Annotated in this window: 18 protein-coding genes; 14 read left to right on the top strand and 4 right to left on the bottom strand. The window is 66.8% G+C overall.

From position 1 onward, the window contains the following. Positions 1–2: 2 nt before the first annotated feature. On the bottom strand, positions 3–869 hold the full coding sequence (locus H1R19_RS20365) for a helix-turn-helix transcriptional regulator (RefSeq protein WP_188331403.1): 867 nt from the start codon (positions 867–869) through the stop codon (positions 3–5). 153 nt (positions 870–1,022) lie between these two features. Here H1R19_RS20365 and H1R19_RS20360 point away from each other — a divergent pair, with 153 nt between their 5' ends. From H1R19_RS20360 to H1R19_RS20350, 3 genes are all read left to right on the top strand, one after another. Continuing rightward, positions 1,023–2,042 (top strand): zinc-dependent alcohol dehydrogenase family protein, encoded by a 1,020-nt coding sequence (locus tag H1R19_RS20360; RefSeq protein WP_188331402.1) that lies wholly within the window; start codon positions 1,023–1,025, stop codon positions 2,040–2,042. 53 nt (positions 2,043–2,095) lie between these two features. Beyond that, positions 2,096–2,509, top strand: coding sequence for a (R)-mandelonitrile lyase (locus H1R19_RS20355; protein ID WP_188331401.1), 414 nt, complete (start codon positions 2,096–2,098; stop codon positions 2,507–2,509). A gap of 292 nt (positions 2,510–2,801) precedes the next feature. After that, a complete protein-coding gene (locus tag H1R19_RS20350) occupies positions 2,802–8,291 on the top strand; it encodes an ATP-binding protein (RefSeq protein ID WP_188331400.1) in 5,490 nt (1,829 codons plus the stop codon). Between the two features lie 64 nt (positions 8,292–8,355). On the opposite strand, the gene H1R19_RS20345 is transcribed toward H1R19_RS20350, so the two are convergent. Continuing rightward, the gene (locus tag H1R19_RS20345) at positions 8,356–8,592 is read right to left on the bottom strand and encodes a hypothetical protein (RefSeq protein ID WP_188331399.1); all 237 of its coding nucleotides are present in this window, start codon (positions 8,590–8,592) and stop codon (positions 8,356–8,358) included. Positions 8,593–8,708: 116 nt separating this feature from the next. Here H1R19_RS20345 and msrB point away from each other — a divergent pair, with 116 nt between their 5' ends. From msrB to H1R19_RS20325, 4 genes are all read left to right on the top strand, one after another. Further along, positions 8,709–9,203 (top strand): peptide-methionine (R)-S-oxide reductase MsrB, encoded by a 495-nt coding sequence (msrB, locus tag H1R19_RS20340; protein ID WP_188331398.1) that lies wholly within the window; start codon positions 8,709–8,711, stop codon positions 9,201–9,203. Next, on the top strand, positions 9,200–9,748 hold the full coding sequence (msrA, locus tag H1R19_RS20335; protein ID WP_219849989.1) for a peptide-methionine (S)-S-oxide reductase MsrA: 549 nt from the start codon (positions 9,200–9,202) through the stop codon (positions 9,746–9,748). The genes msrB and msrA overlap by 4 nt, the downstream gene beginning before the upstream one ends. A 146-nt stretch (positions 9,749–9,894) precedes the next feature. Beyond that, positions 9,895–10,278 carry a TA system antitoxin ParD family protein gene (locus tag H1R19_RS20330; protein ID WP_188331442.1) on the top strand — a complete coding sequence of 128 codons (384 nt, stop codon included), beginning with the start codon at positions 9,895–9,897 and terminating at the stop codon, positions 10,276–10,278. Further along, a complete protein-coding gene (locus H1R19_RS20325; RefSeq protein WP_188331396.1) occupies positions 10,275–10,844 on the top strand; it encodes an ATPase in 570 nt (189 codons plus the stop codon). Before H1R19_RS20330 ends, H1R19_RS20325 begins: the two co-directional genes overlap by 4 nt. Positions 10,845–10,899: 55 nt before the next feature. Here H1R19_RS20325 and H1R19_RS20320 read toward each other — a convergent pair whose 3' ends face one another. Further along, a complete protein-coding gene (locus H1R19_RS20320; protein WP_188331395.1) occupies positions 10,900–11,244 on the bottom strand; it encodes a cupin domain-containing protein in 345 nt (114 codons plus the stop codon). A 68-nt stretch (positions 11,245–11,312) separates the two neighbouring features. Beyond that, positions 11,313–12,131, bottom strand: a complete 819-nt coding sequence (locus tag H1R19_RS20315; protein WP_219851808.1) for an aldo/keto reductase — start codon at positions 12,129–12,131, stop codon at positions 11,313–11,315. Positions 12,132–12,189: 58 nt separating this feature from the next. On the opposite strand from H1R19_RS20315, the gene H1R19_RS20310 reads away from it, so the two are divergent. The 7 genes from H1R19_RS20310 to acuI all read left to right on the top strand — a co-directional run bounded on the left by H1R19_RS20310 (position 12,190) and on the right by acuI (position 19,276). Then, positions 12,190–13,257 carry a phosphotriesterase family protein gene (locus H1R19_RS20310; protein WP_219849987.1) on the top strand — a complete coding sequence of 356 codons (1,068 nt, stop codon included), beginning with the start codon at positions 12,190–12,192 and terminating at the stop codon, positions 13,255–13,257. A 230-nt stretch (positions 13,258–13,487) separates the two neighbouring features. Continuing rightward, positions 13,488–14,582, top strand: coding sequence for an LLM class flavin-dependent oxidoreductase (locus H1R19_RS20305; protein ID WP_188331393.1), 1,095 nt, complete (start codon positions 13,488–13,490; stop codon positions 14,580–14,582). Positions 14,583–14,636: 54 nt separating this feature from the next. Continuing rightward, complete coding sequence (locus tag H1R19_RS20300) at positions 14,637–15,314, top strand: HAD family hydrolase (protein ID WP_244970776.1); 678 nt, start codon at positions 14,637–14,639, stop codon at positions 15,312–15,314. A 134-nt stretch (positions 15,315–15,448) separates the two neighbouring features. Further along, positions 15,449–16,228 (top strand): glutamine amidotransferase, encoded by a 780-nt coding sequence (locus tag H1R19_RS20295; protein ID WP_188331392.1) that lies wholly within the window; start codon positions 15,449–15,451, stop codon positions 16,226–16,228. Between the two features lies 1 nt (position 16,229). Beyond that, positions 16,230–17,252, top strand: a complete 1,023-nt coding sequence (locus H1R19_RS20290; protein WP_244970775.1) for a LacI family DNA-binding transcriptional regulator — start codon at positions 16,230–16,232, stop codon at positions 17,250–17,252. After that, entirely contained in the window at positions 17,249–18,199 is a 951-nt protein-coding gene (locus H1R19_RS20285; RefSeq protein WP_219849985.1) for a PfkB family carbohydrate kinase, read from the top strand. The genes H1R19_RS20290 and H1R19_RS20285 overlap by 4 nt, the downstream gene beginning before the upstream one ends. 87 nt (positions 18,200–18,286) lie before the next feature. Continuing rightward, positions 18,287–19,276 carry an acrylyl-CoA reductase (NADPH) gene (gene acuI / locus H1R19_RS20280; protein ID WP_219849983.1) on the top strand — a complete coding sequence of 330 codons (990 nt, stop codon included), beginning with the start codon at positions 18,287–18,289 and terminating at the stop codon, positions 19,274–19,276. Positions 19,277–19,294: the final 18 nt, after the last annotated feature.

Genomic DNA, 19,294 nt, shown 5'->3' with positions numbered 1-19,294 from the left:
GCTCAGGGGTGGGCGACTTCGCTTGCCGCGTATGAGGCGAGTAACCGGAGGCGTTCGGCGCTCGGGGAGCCCGGCTCGGCGGTGTAGATCATCATGATCGTGCCGGGGTCGGCGGTGACGGCGAACTCCTCGTAGGCCAGGGTCAGGTCACCGACGATCGGGTGATGGAAGTGTTTGGTGCCCGCTCCGTGGGTTCGGACGTTGTGCGCCGCCCACAGGGTGCGGAAAACGTCACTGCGCGTGGACAACTCGCCGACGAGATCCTGCAGTGCCTTGTCGTGGGGGTCGCGCCCGGCCTCGGCGCGCATGATGGCGACACACATCTCGGCGAATACATCCCAATCGGGATAGAAGTCGTGGCTCGCCGGGTCGAGGAACTGGAATCGCGCCAGGTTGGGCGTGCGGCCCCCGTCACCGATGACGGGGGAGTAGAAGGCGCGGCCCAAGGCGTTGGTGGCCACCAGGTCCTGGTTGGAGTTCCGCACGAACGCAACGGCGTCGGTGATGGCGTCGAGTGCCCAGTGCAGGCCGTTGCGGGTGGCAGTGCTCTTCGTCGAGCGACGCCGGGAGCGTCCGGAGGACGGGATTCCGTCGGCGGTGCGGGCGAGATCGAGTAGGTGTGCGCGTTCGGTGTCGTCGAGCTGCAAAGCGCGCGAGATCGCCTCGATGACCGAGGCCGAGGCGCCTGCGATGGTGCCGCGCTCGAGCCGGGAGTAGTACTCCACGCTGACCCCGGCCAAGGTTGCGACCTCGCTGCGTCGGAGACCCGGAACGCGGCGGTTGGCCCCGGCGGGCAGTCCCGCCGACTCCGGGGTCACCTTCGCGCGCCGCGACATGAGGAACTCCCGTACCTCTGCGCGATTGTCCATGGGGTCGAGCGTAGAACGACGACGCCGCGGCAGGGGTGCCCTGACAGTGCACCTCACATCAGTGACTGTCACCCACCCGCGATATGCGGTTGCCTTGACGAGTGCCGACCGCCGTCGTCGACGACGGCGGCGGAGCCGACCGAGGAGGAAACGATGCGCGGTGTGATCATGGACGCCCCCGGCGAGATCCGGGTGGACGATCGCGACGATCCGACGATCCTGGAGCCGACCGACGCGATCATCAAGATCGCCGCGACCTGCGTGTGCGGGTCGGATCTGTGGCCGTATCGGGGGATCGAGGATGTCGACCACGCGCCGATGGGGCACGAGTACGTCGGCACCGTCACCGCGATCGGCGACGCGGTGAAGACGGTGAAGGTCGGCGACTTCGTCGTCGGCTCCTTCTTCGCCTCCGACAACACCTGCGAGATCTGCCGGGCCGGCTACCAGTCCCGATGCGTTCACGCCGTGCCGATGGGGGCCATCGGCACCCAGGCCGAGTACGCCCGCGTCCCGCTCGCCGACGGCACCCTCGTCGCCACGCCCGGCCGGCCCGACGCGGACCTGATCCCGTCGCTGCTCGCGGCGTCGGATGTGTTGGGTACGGGATGGTTCGCCGCGGTGGCGGCCGAAGTCGGGCCGGGTAAGACGGTGGCCGTCGTCGGCGACGGCGCCGTCGGACTTCTCGCCGTCCTGGCTGCCGAGCGCCTCGGTGCCGAGCGGATCATCGCGATGAGCCGCCACGCGGACCGGCAGGCCCTGGCGCGCGACTTCGGCGCCACCGACATCGTCGAAGAGCGCGGCGACGAGGGAGTCGCGAAGATCAAGGAACTCACCAGCGGTCTCGGTGCCCATTCGGTGATCGAGGCGGTCGGCACGCAGGAATCGATGATGCAGGCCATCCGGTCGACGCGCCCCGGTGGCCATGTCGGTTATGTCGGCGTCTCGCACGACGTCGAACTGCCCGGCATCGAGCTGTTCTTCTCCGGGATCCACCTACACGGTGGGCCCGCCCCGGTGAGACGCTTTCTACCGGAACTCATCGACCTGATCTGGCGCAGGGAGATCAACCCCGGCAAGGTCTTCGACCTGACCCTTCCGCTCGACGAGGCCGCCGAGGGTTACCGGGCGATGGACCAGCGTCGAGCGACAAAGGTGTTGCTCACCGTGTGAACCGGCCCCGGCAGTCGCATGATCGGCCACACCACAGAGGAAAGGTGTTCAGCATGAAGATCACCCGAAGTTCCGTCGACACCGCGAAAGGGCCGGGTGACTGGTTCACCGGCGACGTGTACATCGACGCCGTCGCGGCCTCGCCGCCACCGTCGCGGATGTCGGCGAACCTCGTGCATTTCATGCCGGGTGCGCGGACGCACTGGCACCGGCATCCGCTCAGTCAGACGGTGTTCGTCACCGAGGGTGTCGGTCTGTGCCAACGTCGTGGTGGTCCGATCGAGGTCATCCGACCCGGTGACCGGGTGCTCTTCGAGGCCGACGAGGAGCATTGGCACGGTGCGGCGGCCACACGTCTGATGGTCCACCTCGCGATCAACGAGGGTGACGACGCCCATGAGGTCGTGCAGTGGCTGGAGCCGGTCTCCGACGAGGAGTACGCACAAGCGCCGAACGTTCAGATCTGAGACGTCACCCCTGGGTACACCCCTCCCGATCTCGGCGTGACACGGGCGGGCGCCGGACCGGCGTTCCCCGCGTTCACCGTGGCCGCGGGAGGGTTGTTCGTAGGACCTACCGACGCGTCGTACTCGCGCGTAGCGATTTGACTCGCAACAATCACTCCGTTGGACCATCTTGCGTCCTGGCACCGGGTTACCCGCCGGCGAGAAGTTGATCGGAGCCACAGTTCTCCGGCCTCGCCGAGCTGTACCGTAACCGCGGATCGCTACCGCACGACGAAGTGAAATGGAGTCGGTGATGTTTGCTCGGATCGCCATCGTGAACCGGGGTGAGGCCGCGATGCGCCTCATCCACGCCGTTCGGGGCCTGTCGGAAGAGACGCGGCAGCCCATCGAGGTCATCGCGCTGCACACCGATGTGGACCGCAACGCCACGTTCGTGCGCGAAGCCGACGTCGCCTACGACCTCGGGCCCGCGGCGTCGCGGCCGTACCTGAACATGAAGGTCCTCGAGCACGCACTGCTCGAGACCGGCGCCGACGCGGCGTGGGTCGGCTGGGGTTTCGTGGCCGAGGACCCGCTGTTCGCCGAGCTCTGCGATCGGATCGGCGTCACCTTCGTCGGTCCGTCGGCCGACGCGATGCGTCAGCTCGGCGACAAGATCGGCGCCAAGCTGATCGCCGAGGAGGTCGGCGTGCCGGTCGCGCCGTGGAGCCGTGGAGCGGTCGAGACCATCGACGACGCCCTGGCCGCGGCGGCCGAGGTCGGCTACCCGCTGATGCTCAAGGCGACCGCAGGCGGTGGTGGGCGCGGTATCCGTGTCATCACCAGCGACGACGAGCTGCGCGACGCCTACGAGCGCACCCGCGACGAGGCCGCCCGAGCCTTCGGTAGCGGGGTCGTGTTCCTGGAACGTCTCGTCACCGGTGCACGCCACGTCGAGGTCCAGGTCATCGCCGACGGACAGGGCACCGCGTGGGCGCTCGGCGTCCGCGACTGCTCGGTGCAGCGTCGCAACCAGAAGGTCATCGAGGAATCGGCGTCGCCGGTGCTCGACGCGGACCAGGTCGCCGAGCTCAAAGCATCCGCCGAGCGGCTCGCCGTCAAGGTCGGCTACCGCGGTGCCGCCACCGTCGAGTTCCTGTACCACCCGGGAGATCGGCTGTTCGCGTTCCTCGAGGTCAACACCCGACTGCAGGTCGAGCACCCCATCACCGAATGCACCACCGGCTTCGACCTGGTGCGCGCACAGCTGCACGTCGCGTCGGGTGGTCGCCTCGAAGGTGAGCCGCCGCGCGAGCGCGGGCACGCCATCGAGGCCCGCCTCAACGCCGAGGACCCCGACCGCGACTTCTCCCCCGCCCCGGGCCGCATCAACCTGCTGGAGCTCCCCGCGGGACCGGGAATCCGCGTCGACACCGGTGTCAGCGAGGGCGACACCATCCCCGCCGACTTCGATTCCATGATCGCCAAGATCATCGCCTACGGCCGTGACCGCGAGGAAGCCCTCGGACGCCTGCGCCGCGCCGTGCGCGAGACCCGGGTGATCATCGCGGGCGGCGCCACCAACAAGAGCTTCGTCCTCGAACTCCTCGACCAGCCGGAAGTCATCGACGGCAGTGCCGACACCGGGTGGATCGACCGTATTCGCGCCGAGGGCCGCCTGGTGGCCAACCGGCATTCGGGCATCGCGCTGATCGCCGCGGCCATCGACGGCTACGAAGAAGAGGAACTCGTCGAACGGCAGCGTCTGATGACGACGGCCTCCGGCGGCCGGCCCCAGGTCCAGCACGAGAGCGGCCGGCCACTCGACCTCAAGCTGCGCGGTGTCACCTACCGCGTCCGGGTCGGCGCCATCGGCGCGCATCGTTTCCGGGTGACCATCGAGGCGCCCTCGGAAACCCGCACGGTCGACGTCGACCTCGAACGCTTCGACGAGCATGCGGCGCAGCTCGTCGTCAACCGCGCGCGCTACCGGTTGATCACCGACACCCACGGACCCGTCCATCTCGTCGACGTCGACGGTGTCACCCACCGCGTCAGCCGCGACGAGGGCGGTGTCGTGCGGTCGCCTGCTCCCGCACTCGTGGTCGCCACGCCGGTGCAGGCCGGTGACGAGGTCGAGGCGGGGGCGCCGATCCTGGTGCTCGAGAGCATGAAGATGGAGACGGTGCTGCGCGCGCCGGTCCGTTCGCGCGTCAAGGAATGCGCGGTGTCGGTCGGCACCCAGGTGGAGACCGGTGCCACCCTGATGCGCCTCGAACCGCTCGCCGACGGCGACGAGGACGACGTGGTCGAGGAGGCAACCGACGTAGTCGACCTCGAACTCCCCGGCGAGCTCGAGATCGATCCGCACGAGCGGACCACCCGCAGCCAGGAGGACCTGCGCAGCCAGCTGCTCGGGTTCGACGTCGACCCGAACTACCGCACCCGGCTGCTCGACGAGTACCTCGCGGTTCGCCGGGCCGCGTTCGACAGCGGTCGGCGGCCGCTCGCCGACGAGCTGGAACTCGTCACCGTCTTCGCCGACCTCGCCGAGCTGAGCCAGAACCGGCCGTCGAGCGAACAGCTCGGTGTGGAGCACGTGCACAGTGCCCGCGAGAACTTCCACACCTACCTGCAGAGCCTCGACGTCGAGCGCGACGGACTGCCCGAGGCGTTCCACGAGCAGCTCGGCCGGGCCCTGGGGCACTACGGGGTCACCGATCTCGAACGCACACCGGAGCTCGAGGCCGCGGTGTTCCGGATCTTCCTCGCCCTGCAGAACCCGAACGACTCGGTCTCGGTCATCAGTGCGCTGCTGCTCGAGTGGCTCAACGAACCGACGCCGCGCGAGGAGCTGCGCGAGGCGGTCGGTACCGCGCTCGACCGGCTCGTCGCCGCCACGCAGGTTCGGTTCCCGGTCATAGCGGACCTCGCACGGGGCGTGATCTACGCCTGGTACGGGCAGCCGCTGCTGCTGCGCGACCGTGCCCGTGTCTACAACAACGTGCGCAAGCAGTTGCGCTACCTCGACGAGAATCCCGCTGCCGCCGACCGCAACGAGCGCATCGACGACATGGTGCGCAGCACCGAGCCGCTGGTCCGGCTGCTCGGTCAGCGCATCGAACGTGGGATCGCCGACAACACGGTGATGCTCGAGGTGCTGACCCGTCGGTACTACGGCAACCGCGGGCTGTCCGACATCCGCGTCCAGGAGGCGGGCGGTGCGACATTCGTCGTGGCCGAGCGCGACGCCGGCAACATCGCATCCGCCGCGGTGGGCTTCGACGCGCTGGCCGCGACGATCGGTGGACTCGCCGAGCTCGCTCGCGACACCGCCGCGGTCGACGCCGACATCTACCTCGCGTGGGAGCAGCAGCCCGAGGACTTCGACGTCCTGGCCGGCACGTTGCACGACATCGTCGCCACCAGTTCCCTTGTGCCGCAGGTGCATCGCGTCACCATCACCGTCGCCGGCAGTGGCGATGCACGGATGCACCACCACGTCACGTTCCGTCCGTCCGCGACCGGCATGGTCGAGGAGCGGCTGATCCGCGGACTGCACCCCTACATCGCGCAGCGCATGCAGATGGAGCGGTTGCGCAAGTTCGACCTCACCCGCCTGCCGTCGTCGGACGACGAGGAGGTCTACCTCTTCCGTTGTGCGGCAAGGGAGAACCCGTCCGATCAGCGCCTGATCGCCTTCGCCCAGGTGCGTGACCTCACCGCGATGCGTGAGCAGGACGGTCGGCTGTTGACGCTGCCGACCGCCGAGGCCGCGCTGGCATCGTGCGTCGACTCGATCCGCCGGGCCCAGCGCGGGTCCAGCCGGCTCTCGAGCGCGAACCGGATCATCATGTACGTGTGGCCGCCGATCGACGTCGACGCCGGCATCCTCGACCTCATCGCCGACCACATCCGTGGCACCACACAGGGAGTCGGGCTCGAGGAGGTTCAGCTCATCGCGCGCCGGCGTGATCGCGACACCGGTGAGCTGAGCAAGGTGTCGGTTCACTTCTCGGTCAACGCAACCGGCGGCTACGACGTCAAGGTCGGTGCGCCGACGGACGAGCCGATCGAGCCGGTCGACGAGTACCGCCAGAAGGTGCTGCGAGCCGCCAAGCGGAACACCGTCTACCCCTACGAATTGGCCGCGATCCTGGGCGACTTCGTCGAGTACGACCTCGACGCCGAGCAGCGGCTGGTGCAGGTCGACCGGCCGAAGGGCCGCAACACCGCCGCGATCGTGGCCGGTGTGGTCACCACCCCCACCGACAAGTACCCGCGCGGCGTCACACGCGTCGTGTTGCTCGGTGATCCGACGAAATCGCTTGGTGCGCTGTCGGAGCCGGAGTGCAGCCGGGTGATCGGCGCGCTCGATCTCGCCGAACAGATGCAGGTTCCGCTCGAGTGGTACGCGTTGTCCTCGGGTGCCCGTATCTCGATGGACTCCGGTACCGAGAACATGGACTGGGTGGCGCGGGCACTCAAGCGGGTGGTCGAGTTCACGCAGGCGGGCGGCGAGATCAACATCGTCGTGGCCGGCATCAACGTGGGAGCTCAGCCGTACTGGAACGCCGAGGCGACGATGCTCATGCACACCAAGGGCATCCTCGTGATGACTCCCGATTCGGCGATGGTGCTGACCGGTAAGCAGTCGCTGGACTTCTCCGGTGGCGTGTCGGCGGAGGACAACTTCGGCATCGGCGGTTACGACCGCGTCATGGGGCCCAACGGGCAGGCGCAATACTGGGCGCCGAATCTCGGTGCCGCACGGGATCTTTTGATGTCGCACTACGAGCACACCTATGTGGTGCCGGGGGAGCAGACCCCGCGTCGTGCGCACTCGAGCGATCCCGTCGACCGCGACATCTCCGACTACCCGCACGTGCTCGCGGGCAGTGACTTCACCACGGTGGGACACATCTTCTCCTCGGCCACCAACCCGGATCGCAAGAAGCCGTTCGACATCCGGACGGTGATCAGGGCCGTCGCCGACCAGGACCACCAGGTCCTCGAACGCTGGGCAGGGATGGCCGACGCGGAGACCGCGGTGGTCTGCGACCTGCATCTGGGTGGAATCCCGGTGTGCCTGGTGGGTATCGAGTCACGCGAGGTGCAGCGTCGTGGGTTCACTCCCACCGACGGTCCCGACACCTACACGGCGGGAACGCTGTTCCCGCAGTCGTCGAAGAAGGCGGCGCGGGCCATCAACGTGGCCAGCGGCAACCGTCCGCTCGTGGTGCTGGCCAACCTGTCCGGGTTCGACGGGTCGCCGGAGTCGATGCGCAAACTGCAGCTGGAGTACGGCGCCGAGATCGGACGGGCCATCGTCAACTTCCAGGGGCCCATCGTGTTCTGCGTGATCTCGCGGTACCACGGCGGCGCCTTCGTGGTGTTCTCCAAGGCGCTCAACCCGAACATGACCGTGCTCGCGATCGACGGCTCGTTCGCGTCGGTCCTCGGTGGTGCCCCCGCAGCCGCGGTGGTCTTCGCCGGTGAGGTGGCCAAACGAGTCGGTGCCGATTCGCGGGTGCGCAAACTCGAGGCCGAGACCGCGCAGGCCTCGGGCGCGGACCGGTCCCGGCTCAACGCCGAGCTCGCCGATCTTCGTCAGTCGGTGCGTGCGGAGAAGATCAGTGAGATCGCCGCCGAGTTCGACTCGGTGCACAGCATCCGTCGTGCCGTGGAGGTCGGCTCGGTGGACGCGGTGATCCGCGCCGATGAACTGCGGCCGCGGATCATCGACGCCATCGAGAACTCGCCGGCGTGGGGCCGCCGCGACTCGGAGGCGATCAGCTCGTAGAAAATAGCCGCCCGGCGGCTGCCGTCCCTGGGAGCGAGGAACGGCATCCGCCGGGCGGGCAGCCTCAGCGACCCTCGACGATCTTCTTGATCGCCTCGAGGGTCGCCGGGATCCCGGCGAGTGCCGCGTCGCGTCGTGCTTCGAGCTGAGCCGTGGCGTCGTCGCCGAACCACTCGGCGAATTTCTCGAAGCCGAGGGGTTGCACAGCCCACGACTCGGTCAACGTGGTGCCCTGTCCGTCCGGTGCGAGGGTGTAGGACCAGCGGACGGCGCCGCCGGCCACCATCCACGTGAACTCCACTGGTCCCTTCCTGATTCGCGTCCGGATCATCCTATTCGTGGGCGCGGGACCAAAACGGGACGTCGCATCGTTGTGTCCTGTGACGCCGCAGCCAGCGGTGTCGTCAGGAGGACATCGTGAGCAACACCTACCGCAAGACACCCGAGTCGTTGAGTCGTCTCACCGACGCCCAGTACCGCGTCACCCAGCGCGACGGCACCGAGCGCGCTTTCGACAACGAATACTGGGACAACCACGAGCCCGGCATCTACGTCGACGTCGTGTCCGGACAGCCGCTGTTCTCGTCGACCGACAAGTACGACAGCGGCACCGGCTGGCCGAGCTTCACCCAGCCCATCGAGCCCGACGCGGTGGCAACCAAGAGCGACCGCACCCTGTGGATGCGGCGCACCGAGGTGCGATCGGCGGGAGCCGACAGTCATCTCGGACACCTCTTCGACGACGGGCCGCGCGATGCCGGCGGGCAGCGCTACTGCATGAACTCGGCCGCGCTGCGGTTCATCCCGGCCGGAGAACTCGCCGCGCAGGGCTACGGCGACTACGCGGAGCTGTTCGCCGGCACCCCTGACACCACAGACACCCACACCGGCACCAATGAGGAGAACGCATGACCATCGACACCGGCCAGATCACCAGGCGCCCCGGCACCGAGACCGCCGTCCTCGCCGGCGGTTGCTTCTGGGGCATGGAGGACCTGATCCGCAAGCAGCCCGGCGTCCTGGACACCAGGGTCGGCTACACCGGCGGCCGCAACGATCACGCCACCTACCGCAACCATCCCGGACATGCGGAGGCCGTCGAGATCGTCTTCGACCCCACCCAGACGTCGTACCGCGACATCCTGGCGTTCTTCTTCCAGATCCACGATCCGACGACGCGCGATCGTCAGGGAAACGACATCGGATCGAGCTACCGGTCGGCGATCTTCCCGGTGACACCCGAGCAGGAGCGCATCGCGCGGGACACGATCGCCGATGTCGACGCGTCGGGTCTCTGGCCTGGAAAGGCGGTCACGACCATCGAGCCGCTGGGGCCGTTCTGGGAGGCCGAGCCCGAGCACCAGGACTACCTGCTGAACTTCCCGAACGGCTACACCTGCCACTTCCCGCGTCCCGGGTGGGTGCTGCCGAGGCGGGACGCGGTCTCGACCCGCTGACGCGCGAGGTCGACTGAGATCTGCCGGCTCCGCCCGTGGGCGTCCCCAGGGCGGAGCCGGAGCCCGCCGACGGTCGCCGCGAGGCCGACCGTCGGCGTACGCTGGCCGATGTAGCACTCTGCTACACACTGGCGTGGGAGGCGTGGATGAGCACCGGTACGGACAAGGTGACCCGGCTGTCGGCAGCGCTGGTGAGCGATGCCGCCCGGGAGGGCGCGCGGGAACAGCGATCGGCGCGGCAGCAACTGGAGCACTGGGCCCGCCTCGGCCGGAGCGTCTCGCAGCGGACGACGGCGTCGCGTCGGCGGGTCGAAGCGGCTCTGGCCGGTGGTCTGCCGGGAGAATCGTTGACCCCGGAGGAGACCGTCGTCTACGACGCCGAGATCGACGCACAGCTCGAAGCGCGACTCGCCGACGACGACCACGTGGTCCGACGTGCATCAGAGGGGTTCTCGTCGGTGGTGGTCGATGACGCCGGCCGGCTCGTCGAGTACCGACCCGACGGGACGAGCGTCGTCCTCGGACAGTGAGTCCCCGGCTCGACCTGGTCGTCGGGTGCAACGGCGCCGGAAAGTCGACGCTCGTCGAACGTCATCTGCAGCCGTTGCTGCACACGCCCTTCGTGAACGCGGACCTGATCGCCGGACAGAAGTGGCCCGACGCCGCGCAAGCCCATTCATACGACGCCGCCCGGCTGGCGGCGGCGACCCGCGACGCGCTCATCGGGAACGGCACGTCCTTCATCGCCGAGACGGTCTTCTCGCATCCCTCGAAGCTGGAACTCCTGGATCGAGCACACGCGGCTGGCTACCGGGTGGTGCTGCACGTCCTGTTGATCCCCGAAGAGCTTGCCGTGCACCGTGTTCGGCTCCGCGTCGACAGCGGCGGACACGCCGTCCCCGAACACAAGATCCGCGAACGCTATCAACGTCTGTGGCCGCTGATCCGCGAAGCCATCACGCGCAGCGACCAGGCAACCGTCTACGCCAACGAGAGTCCGACGACGCGCATCGTCGCGAGGTTCGTCGACGGCATGCCCGCAGGTTCGCCGGACTGGCCGAGGTGGTCGCCCACCGCGCTCACCGAGGGTTGGTGAGCGGAGGCCGGCGCAACCGGTCCTTGGTCCGCAGAGTCCTTGCTTCGCCGAGTGCTCAGCCTTCGCGCTCGATCCAGAACGACACCTTGCGGATCGGTTCGATCGTCTTCCAGGTGTTGCGTTTACCTGCGTACAGGCGCACGATGTCGCCCGGCCCGGCGATGAACGTTTCCCCTGTCTCGTCGAAGCTGACCTCGGCGCGGCCCTCCAGAATGACGAAGATCTCGTCAGCGGCCTCGCCGCCGATGAATCCGACCTCGGCACCCCAGACACCTACTTTGCCGCCTGCGAAGTCCCCGATGAAGTGGGCTCCGGTCGAGACCGGAGTGCCGTCGTCGAGGGAGACATAGCCTTCCGGATCGAGTTTCGTGGTGAAGACATTTCCCAGGAGCTGGCTCATGGAATCGATTCCTTCTGTGTGGTGAGAGTTGTACGGGGTGAGGCTGCATATGGCAGTGCGGGAGTTGTTCAGGAGCCGGTTTCGAGCGGGACGACCCCCGGAGCGGGGAACGCCCCGTCCAGAACTGCGAGTTCTTCTGCGGTCAGGTCCAAGTCCAGGGCAGCCGCGTTGTCTTCGATGTGGTTGAGCGACAGGGCTTTCGGTATCGCGACGGTGTTGCCGTCCCGGATGGACCAGGCCAGGGCGACCTGAGCGGGGGAGACTCCACGGTCTGCGGCGAGCGCTGCCAGGATCGGATGCTCCAGCAGGGCGCCCTTGTCCACGGGCGTGTAGGCCATCACCGTTATGCCCTCGTCGGCGCAGCGAGGCATGAGTTCGGCCTCCGGGCCTCGTGTGACCAGGTTGTAGAGGATCTGGTCGGCCGCGGGAGCGTTCCCGTCGGGCAGGTCGTCGAGATCGCCGCTGTCGAAGTTGCTGACGCCCCATGCGCGGATCTTGCCGTCCGAGACGAGCTGATCGAATGCAAGAATCGTTTCTTCCAGAGGCGTGTCAAGGCGCCAATGGAGAAGGTAGAGGTCGATGCGGTCCGTCTCGAGCCGGCTCAGGCTGTTCTCACAGGCCCTGATGGTGTCGACAGTGGCCGCATTGTCGGGATGCACCTTGCTCACGATGAAGACATCATCACGACGCCCGCGAGTGGCTTCCGCAACCACCTGTTCAGCACGGCCCTCGGCGTACATCTCGGCGGTGTCCAGGAGGGTGAGGCCGAGGTCGATGCCGGCGCGGAGGGCAACGACCTCCCGTTGCGGGTCTTCGCCCATCCGCCAGGTTCCCTGGCCGATCGTGGGTACCTCACTGCCTGCGATGGTGAGTGTCCGAGGGTGCATAGAAACAATTCTAGATTCGAACGCGCGGCGGCGCTCGCCAAGCATTACTGTCGTCGCCATGAATGACGTAGAGGTGATGACAGTCCTCGGTGGGGTGGCGGTCGAAGAACTCGGTATGACCCTGATGCACGAGCATCTCGTCTGCGACTGGACACTGCGTTTCGTCGAGCCCGAGGAGCCGGCGGATCGTGAGCTGTACCGCACGCCGATGGACGCCTCGCTCGGCTGGCTGCTGTCGGAGAACCCGTTCTGTTGCCTCGACAACGCCCGCCACGACGATCCTGCTGCGATGGTCGCCGAGCTGGCCAACTTCAGCGCAGTCGGCGGTCGCACCGTCGTCGACTGCAGCAACGGTCAGATCGGGAGAGATCCGGTTGCGCTCCAGCGCATCTCACGCGAATCCGGGGTCAATGTGATCATGGGATCGGGCTGGTACGTACACGGGTTCCATGAGCTGGACAAGCTTTCGGCCGGCGTCGAGGAGCTCACCGAGGACCTGATGGCAGAGTTCGTCGACGGTGTCGACGGGACCGGGGTCCGGCCCGGGATCATCGGTGAGATAGGGGTATCGCCTGCGTTCACCGATTCGGAGAGGGTTCGTCTGCGTGCGGCGTGTCGGGTGCAGCGTGAGGTCGGTGTGCCGTTGCTCATCCACCTTCCGGGATGGCAGCGTCGCGCCTTCGAGGTGCTCGACATCGTTCTGGCGGAGGAGGGTGTTGCCCCCGATGCCACCGTCCTGTGTCACATGGACCCGTCTGGCAACGACCCCGATTATCAACTGGCCGTGGCGGATACCGGAGTCTGGCTTGAGTTCGACATGATCGGTATGCCCTTCTACTACTCGGGAGAGGGGCAATCGCCCGCGCCTGAGCAAACTGCGGCGGCCATTGCTCGCCTCGTCGATGGTGGCCGTGCGCACCAGCTGCTCTTGAGTCATGACCTCGCATCGAAGGCCATGTGGACCCGGTATGGAGGCAACGGGATCGGATATGTGCCACGGCTCTTTCTTCCGCGGCTGCAGCGTCACGGCGTCGCGCCGGATGTGGCGGCCGGCCTCTTGGCGGCCAATCCCGCGCGGTTGTTCTCGGCGTGTGTCGTACGGGGTGCGGGCGCGCCACAGCCGTAACAGGATAGAAACGTTTTTTGAGTTGAGGCGTACCGCGGGTTTCGCTACCGTAAGCGTAATCCGGAAGCGATTTCACCTGGCAAACATCGAGCTATCAGAGAAACGTTTCTACTGCGTATTGGGCCAATCCCGGTTGTGGACGCGGAGACCGCCGACAGCGGCAACGCAAGAGCGTCACCGATCGCCACAAAATCCACCCAACCGTCACCGAGTACCGAGGAGAATCCACGATGTCACTCAAGATCTGGGTCACCACCCCGTTCTTCTACCCGGACATGAGCCGGCCGTGGTCAGAGGTGTTCAACGACATGTTGAGCATCGTCGACGCGGCCGAGGACCTCGGCTTCGAAGGCGTGACGGTGAACGAGAACCACTTCCAGAACTATGTGACCAACCCGTCGTCGATCATGTTCAGCGCACTTGCCGCGCAGCGCACCAAGCGACTGCGGATCATGCCGGGAATCGTTGTGCTGCCGTACTACAACCCGTTGATCATCGCCTCCGAGATGAGTTTTCTGGATCAGATGGCGCCCGGGCGAATCGGAATCGGAGTGGCGCGCGGCGGCAGCAGCTACCAGCTCGAGCGGGTGGGCGTCGACATGGCCAATGCCCGTGCCATGTACGAGGAATCGCTCGAGATCATCCGCAAGGTGTGGACCGAGGACGACGTCTCCTACGACGGCAAGTTCTACAACTTCCCGGAGACGACGATCGTTCCGAAACCGGCTTCGGATCCGCACCCGGAGATCTGGGCCGCGTCGCAGAGCGTGGACGGCGTCAAGCGCGTCGCCGAGCAGGGGCTCAACCTCATCACCGCGCCCAACCACGGCAACTTCGAACCGTACGGCGACCTCGAGACACTCCTGGCCGCCTACGACGATGCGGTCGCCGTGAGCGAGCATCCGCGCCAGCAGGTCATGGTGCTTCGGCATACGTGGCTCGGTGAGACCGAGGAGAAGGCCCTCGAGTACTTCGACGACTTCCTCAACGAGTACAACCACTACAGGGCGCTCGTGAAGGGGAGCGGCTCGACCGCGAGCAAGGAAGGGCGCCTCGCCGCCCGCACCGGCGGCGCCGTGGACGACGGTGCGATCAAGGCCGGTCTGGTCCGTCCCGAGAGCGAGTCGTTCCCCCGTGAGGGGCTGTACGAGAAGTACTCCGATCCCATCCTGACCACGCCCGAGCGGATGATCGAGCGGTTCAAGACCTACGAGAAGCTCGGTGTCGATCACATGGCCTGTCTCGTCGCCGTGGGTCAGCCGACCAGCGAGGTCATCAAGAACATGGAGTTCATGGCCAAGGAGGTCCTCCCCGAGTTCTGCTGAGCGGCTGACCATCACCCCGACGTAGACCCGGTACCACTTCGAAGGAGGATCGCCGTGGCGTCCGACGCGCGCAACGACGCCCCGTTGACGGGACGCCGGCTCCACGTCTTCGACATGGACGGCACGCTCCTCAGGGGAGCGGCCACCATCGAACTGGCCCGTCATTTCGGCCAGCTCACGCGCGGGCTGGACATCGAGGCCCGCTGGCTCGAGGACAAGATCACCGAGCGGGAGTTCTGGGAGGTTCTTCTCGACATCTGCGGCGATGCCGATCCGGCCGATCTGGATGCCGCATTCCGGGCGGCACCGTGGATGGCCGGGATCACCGAGACATTCGCCGACATCCGGGCACGCGGTGAAGTGGCGATCGTGATCTCACAGTCACCGGTCTTCTTCGTCCGGAGGCTCGAGACGTGGGGCGCCCACGAGACCTACGGGTCGGCGCTCGAGATCGGTCAGGGCTTCGACGACGGCGCCACGTTGTCACCGGAGGCGAAGGTCGAGATCACCCGGGATGTTCTTTCTCGACTGGATCTCGGTCCGAATGAGTGTGTGGCATACGGTGACTCGTCTTCAGATGTCGAACTGTTCGGCTGGCTGCCACACACGGTGGCGGTCAACGCGAGTCCGGTCATCTCCGACATGGCGGCCGTGTCCTATCACGGTACCGACATCGGCGAGGCCTATGCGCTCGGTCAGCGCCTGGCGACAGCCCGAATCCAACAGTTGTGAGCGCAGCACATGCGCCGTCGCGACAACCAGTTTCCCGCGCTTCACCCGACACACAAAGTGCGACCAGTCAGAAGGAGGACACACACCGTGGTCCATCGCAACGATCCAGCCGGCTCAGTCAGTGGGGACCTCGCATGAGCGGCCTCAACGTCCTCGTCGCAGGTGAATCGTGGATCAAGCACACGATCCACATGAAGGGCTTCGACCAGTTCCACAACACCGAATACGAGGAGGGCGCAACCTTCTTCCTCGAACAGATGGCCGAGGCCGGGCACAACGTGACCTACGTCCGTGGCCACGAGATCTCGACGAAGTTCCCCAAGACGGTGCAGGAGATCGACGCTTACGACGTCGTCGTGATCTCCGACATCGGCTCGAACTCCTTCCAGTTGCCGGATGAGACCTTCCTCCGGTCGGAGAAGTCGCCCAACCGGCTCGGCGTCATCGCCGACTTCGTCGGTCGAGGCGGCGGGTTGGTGATGATAGGCGGCTACCTCTCCTTCACCGGCATCGACGGGAAGGCCCGGTACGGGATGACGCCGTTGGCCGACGTCCTGCCGGTGAACATGCTGACTTATGACGACCGGATCGAGGTACCCGAGGGCCTCAAGGTCGACGTCGCGCTTTCCGATCACCCGGTTCTCGGCGGTACCCCCGCGCAGTGGCCGCCGCTGCTCGGGTACAACCGGCTCGTCCCCAAGGCCGACAGCACCGTCGTGGTTCGTTCGGGCGACGACCCGATGCTCGTCGTCGGAGACTACGGCCAGGGGCGCGCCGTGGCATTTGCCTCTGACCTGGCGCCTCACTGGGCACCGCCGGAGTTCGTCGAATGGCCGCATTACACGTCCCTGTGGTCGGCGATACTGTCGTGGGCAGGAGGGTGCCGCACCGCCGGTGCGGGCGAGGAGGTATGACGTGACACAGCCGGACCGCAGACGGAAACGTCCCACCATCAAGGACGTTGCCGAGCACGCCCGGGTGTCGGTGAGCACGGTGAGTTACGTGCTCAACGACTCCGGTCCGGTCGCACCCGAACGGCGCAACCGGGTGCTCGATGCGGTCCGGGTGCTCGAGTACTCGCCGAATGACTCGGCGCGCAACCTGAAGCGGCGCAGTGCCTCCCGTATCGGCATGGTCGTTCCCGAGTTGACCAACCAGTTCTTCGCGATGGTCACCGAAGGTGTTCAGCGCGCGGCGTCGGCTCGTGATGTGCTCGTCGTCCTGGTGATACCGGAGGTGTCGGCGAAATCGGAGGAGGAGCAGGCAAAGCTCCTCCGGAGTCAGCGGATCGATGGGGTCGTGTACCTGTCGGGAACAGGCTCGATGCCGGCGGCGAGCTATGAGATCGCACGGTCGGGTCCCGTGGTTCTCGTCGACGAACAGATACCGGGCATCGACCTGCCCGCGGTGGTCTGTGACTCGAGGAAGGGTGCGCGTGAGGTCGCCACGCACGTCCTCGACCATGGACACCGGCAGGTCGCGGTCATCGGTGGTCCGTCTGCCCTGTGGACGGCCCAGCAACGACTCGCCGGATACCGGGAAGCCTTCGCCCGTGCCGGCCTCGATCCCGATGCGGTTCCGGTCTACTACGGCGACTACCGGCAGGAATCAGGTTTCGAGGCCGCGAAGAAGGCGCTCGAAAGCACTCCCCGCCCGACCGCGCTCATCTGCGCCAACGATCTGATGGCGGTGGGCGCCATGGAGTACTGCAGAGAGGTGGGGCTGGACATGCCGGAGGATGTCAGCATCGTCGGATTCGACGACCTGGCGTTGTCCCGACTACTGACGCCGCGACTCACCAGCGTTCGGCAACCCGCCCACGACATGGGATTTCGTGCTGCGTCGGTGTTGTTCGACATGATCGAGAACAACACTCCGGACCCGCTGAGCGTGCTGGAGACTTCGTTGCAGGTCCGTTCTTCGGTGAGTCGGCTGTGACCGGCACACGGCCGGCACGGCTCCTCGTCGTAGGCGCGGTGAACGTCGATCTCGTGGTCGCGGCCCAACGACTGCCCGGCCCGGGTGAGACCGTGGTGGGGCCTGGTGTCGCCCAGCACGGCGGTGGCAAGGGGGCGAACGCGGCCGTGGCCGCAGCACGGGCGGGTGCGGAGGTGCGTTTCTGCGGCGCCGTCGGGGCCGACGCCATGGGTACCGGTGCGCTGGACGAACTCCGTGTCGAGGGCATCGATGTCACCGACGTGAGGATCCTGGCCGGGACCGCCACCGGAACCGCGCTGATTGTCGTGGATCCCAAGGGTGAGAACCAGATAGCGGTGGGTGCGGGAGCGAACGCCGAAGTCGATCCGACAGCAGTTCGTCGCGCGGTCGTTCGGGCCGCGGACTGGGCCGGGTGTGTCCTGGTCAGCACGGAGATACCCCCGTCGGCGGTACGGGCTGTCGTGGAAACCGCGGCCCTGCACGGACTACCGTGTGTGCTGAACCCTGCGCCGGTGTTTGCGGGGATCGTTGACCTACTCGCTCATGGCCCGGTCGTCACGCCGAACCGCACCGAACTCGAAGATCTGTACGGGTTGCTGCCGAATGTCGGTGACAGCACGTCGGGCACCTCACTCTCGGTGAATGAGATGGCTGCGGCGATCGCATCCGTGTCACATGCATCGGTGCTGGTGACGTTGGGCGCGGAGGGCGCGGTTGTCGTCGAACCGTCGGGTGAGACGACGACGCTACCGCCAGGCCGGATCGACGAGGTCCGGGACACGACTGGAGCCGGTGACACCCTCAACGGGGTGTTGGCGGGCTCGCTGGCAGGAGGAGCTTCGCTCACCGCCGCGGCACTGCGCGGCGTCGCAGCGGCGTCTATGTCGGTCGCGCACGTCGGCGCCCGCGCCGGTATGCCGCGCGCGGAGTCTCTCATGGGAGTCTGAGGAGTCACCCCCGGTGACCGGGAATGGTGGCACGATGACTCTGAGAATGCCTGGGGAACAACACAAAATCATCGGAAGGGCCCTGACATGGGTTTCAAGGGACTCGTGTCCGTGAAGGAAGCGGACTCGATCGTCACCACACTGATCGACCTCGACGACTCGTACCTGATGCCGGGTGAGGTCACCGTCGACGTCGAGTACTCCACGATCAATTACAAGGACGCGATGGCGATTTCGGGTCGCGCTGCGGTGATGGAGACCTTTCCGCTGATCCCCGGGATCGACCTGGCCGGCACCGTCACCGCGTCGGATTGTCAGGGAGTCGAGATCGGCGACCGGGTTGTCGTCAACGGGTGGGGCCTGAGCCAGCGGCACCACGGCGGTTATGCGCAGCGAGCCCGAGTGCCCGGCTCGTGGGTGGTGGGGTTGCCCGACCGCTTCTCGACCCTGGAGGCCATGGCGGTCGGGACCGCGGGATACACCGCGATGCTGTGTGTCCTGGCGCTCGAACACGGTGGCCTGACCCCGGAGCACGGGCCCGTGCTGGTGACCGGTGCCAACGGCGGTGTCGGTTCGATCGCGATCGCGCTGCTCTCCGACCTGGGTTACAAGGTGATCGCCTCGACCGGCCGCCTCGATGAGGCGGACTACCTACGCTCGCTGGGAGCTTCCGAGATAATCGACCGCACAACGCTTTCCGAGCCCGTGGAGCCGATCGCCGAGGAGTGCTGGGCCGGAGCGGTCGATTCGGTGGGTAGCCACACTCTCGCGAACGTCATCGCCCACACCAGCGCTCGCGGCGTCGTCGCCGCCTGCGGCCTCGCACAGGGCACCGACCTGCCGACGTCGGTGCTGCCGTTCATCTTGCGCAACGTCACACTGGCGGGCATCGACTCGGTCAACGCCCCGATCGACGTCCGGAGGCACGCGTGGGCACGGCTTGCCACCGATCTCGATGGCGACAAGCTCGCGAGGGCCACTCGCGTTGTCGGACTTCCCGAGGTTCCGGGGCTGGTCGAGCCGCTCCTGTCCGGACGGGTCCGAGGCCGGACGGTGGTCGACGTGAACGCGCTCTGATGCCACATTCACCCGGGG

Source organism: Gordonia jinghuaiqii (assembly GCF_014041935.1).
Lineage (GTDB): Bacteria > Actinomycetota > Actinomycetes > Mycobacteriales > Mycobacteriaceae > Gordonia > Gordonia jinghuaiqii.
This window is presented reverse-complemented; position numbering and strand designations above follow the sequence as displayed.

Bases quoted from the DNA above. Each gene is read 5' to 3' on its own strand.
- H1R19_RS20355 (WP_188331401.1), top strand. From the start codon at position 2,096: ATGAAGATCACCCGAAGTTCCGTCGACACCGCGAAAGGGCCGGGTGAC.
- H1R19_RS20315 (WP_219851808.1), bottom strand. From the start codon at position 12,131: ATGCACCCTCGGACACTCACCATCGCAGGCAGTGAGGTACCCACGATC.
- H1R19_RS20330 (WP_188331442.1), top strand. From the start codon at position 9,895: ATGAGCACCGGTACGGACAAGGTGACCCGGCTGTCGGCAGCGCTGGTG.
- msrA (WP_219849989.1), top strand. From the start codon at position 9,200: ATGACCATCGACACCGGCCAGATCACCAGGCGCCCCGGCACCGAGACC.
- acuI (WP_219849983.1), top strand. From the start codon at position 18,287: ATGGGTTTCAAGGGACTCGTGTCCGTGAAGGAAGCGGACTCGATCGTC.
- H1R19_RS20350 (WP_188331400.1), top strand. From the start codon at position 2,802: ATGTTTGCTCGGATCGCCATCGTGAACCGGGGTGAGGCCGCGATGCGC.
- H1R19_RS20320 (WP_188331395.1), bottom strand. From the start codon at position 11,244: ATGAGCCAGCTCCTGGGAAATGTCTTCACCACGAAACTCGATCCGGAA.
- H1R19_RS20305 (WP_188331393.1), top strand. From the start codon at position 13,488: ATGTCACTCAAGATCTGGGTCACCACCCCGTTCTTCTACCCGGACATG.
- H1R19_RS20295 (WP_188331392.1), top strand. From the start codon at position 15,449: ATGAGCGGCCTCAACGTCCTCGTCGCAGGTGAATCGTGGATCAAGCAC.
- H1R19_RS20365 (WP_188331403.1), bottom strand. From the start codon at position 869: ATGGACAATCGCGCAGAGGTACGGGAGTTCCTCATGTCGCGGCGCGCG.
- H1R19_RS20310 (WP_219849987.1), top strand. From the start codon at position 12,190: ATGAATGACGTAGAGGTGATGACAGTCCTCGGTGGGGTGGCGGTCGAA.
- H1R19_RS20360 (WP_188331402.1), top strand. From the start codon at position 1,023: ATGCGCGGTGTGATCATGGACGCCCCCGGCGAGATCCGGGTGGACGAT.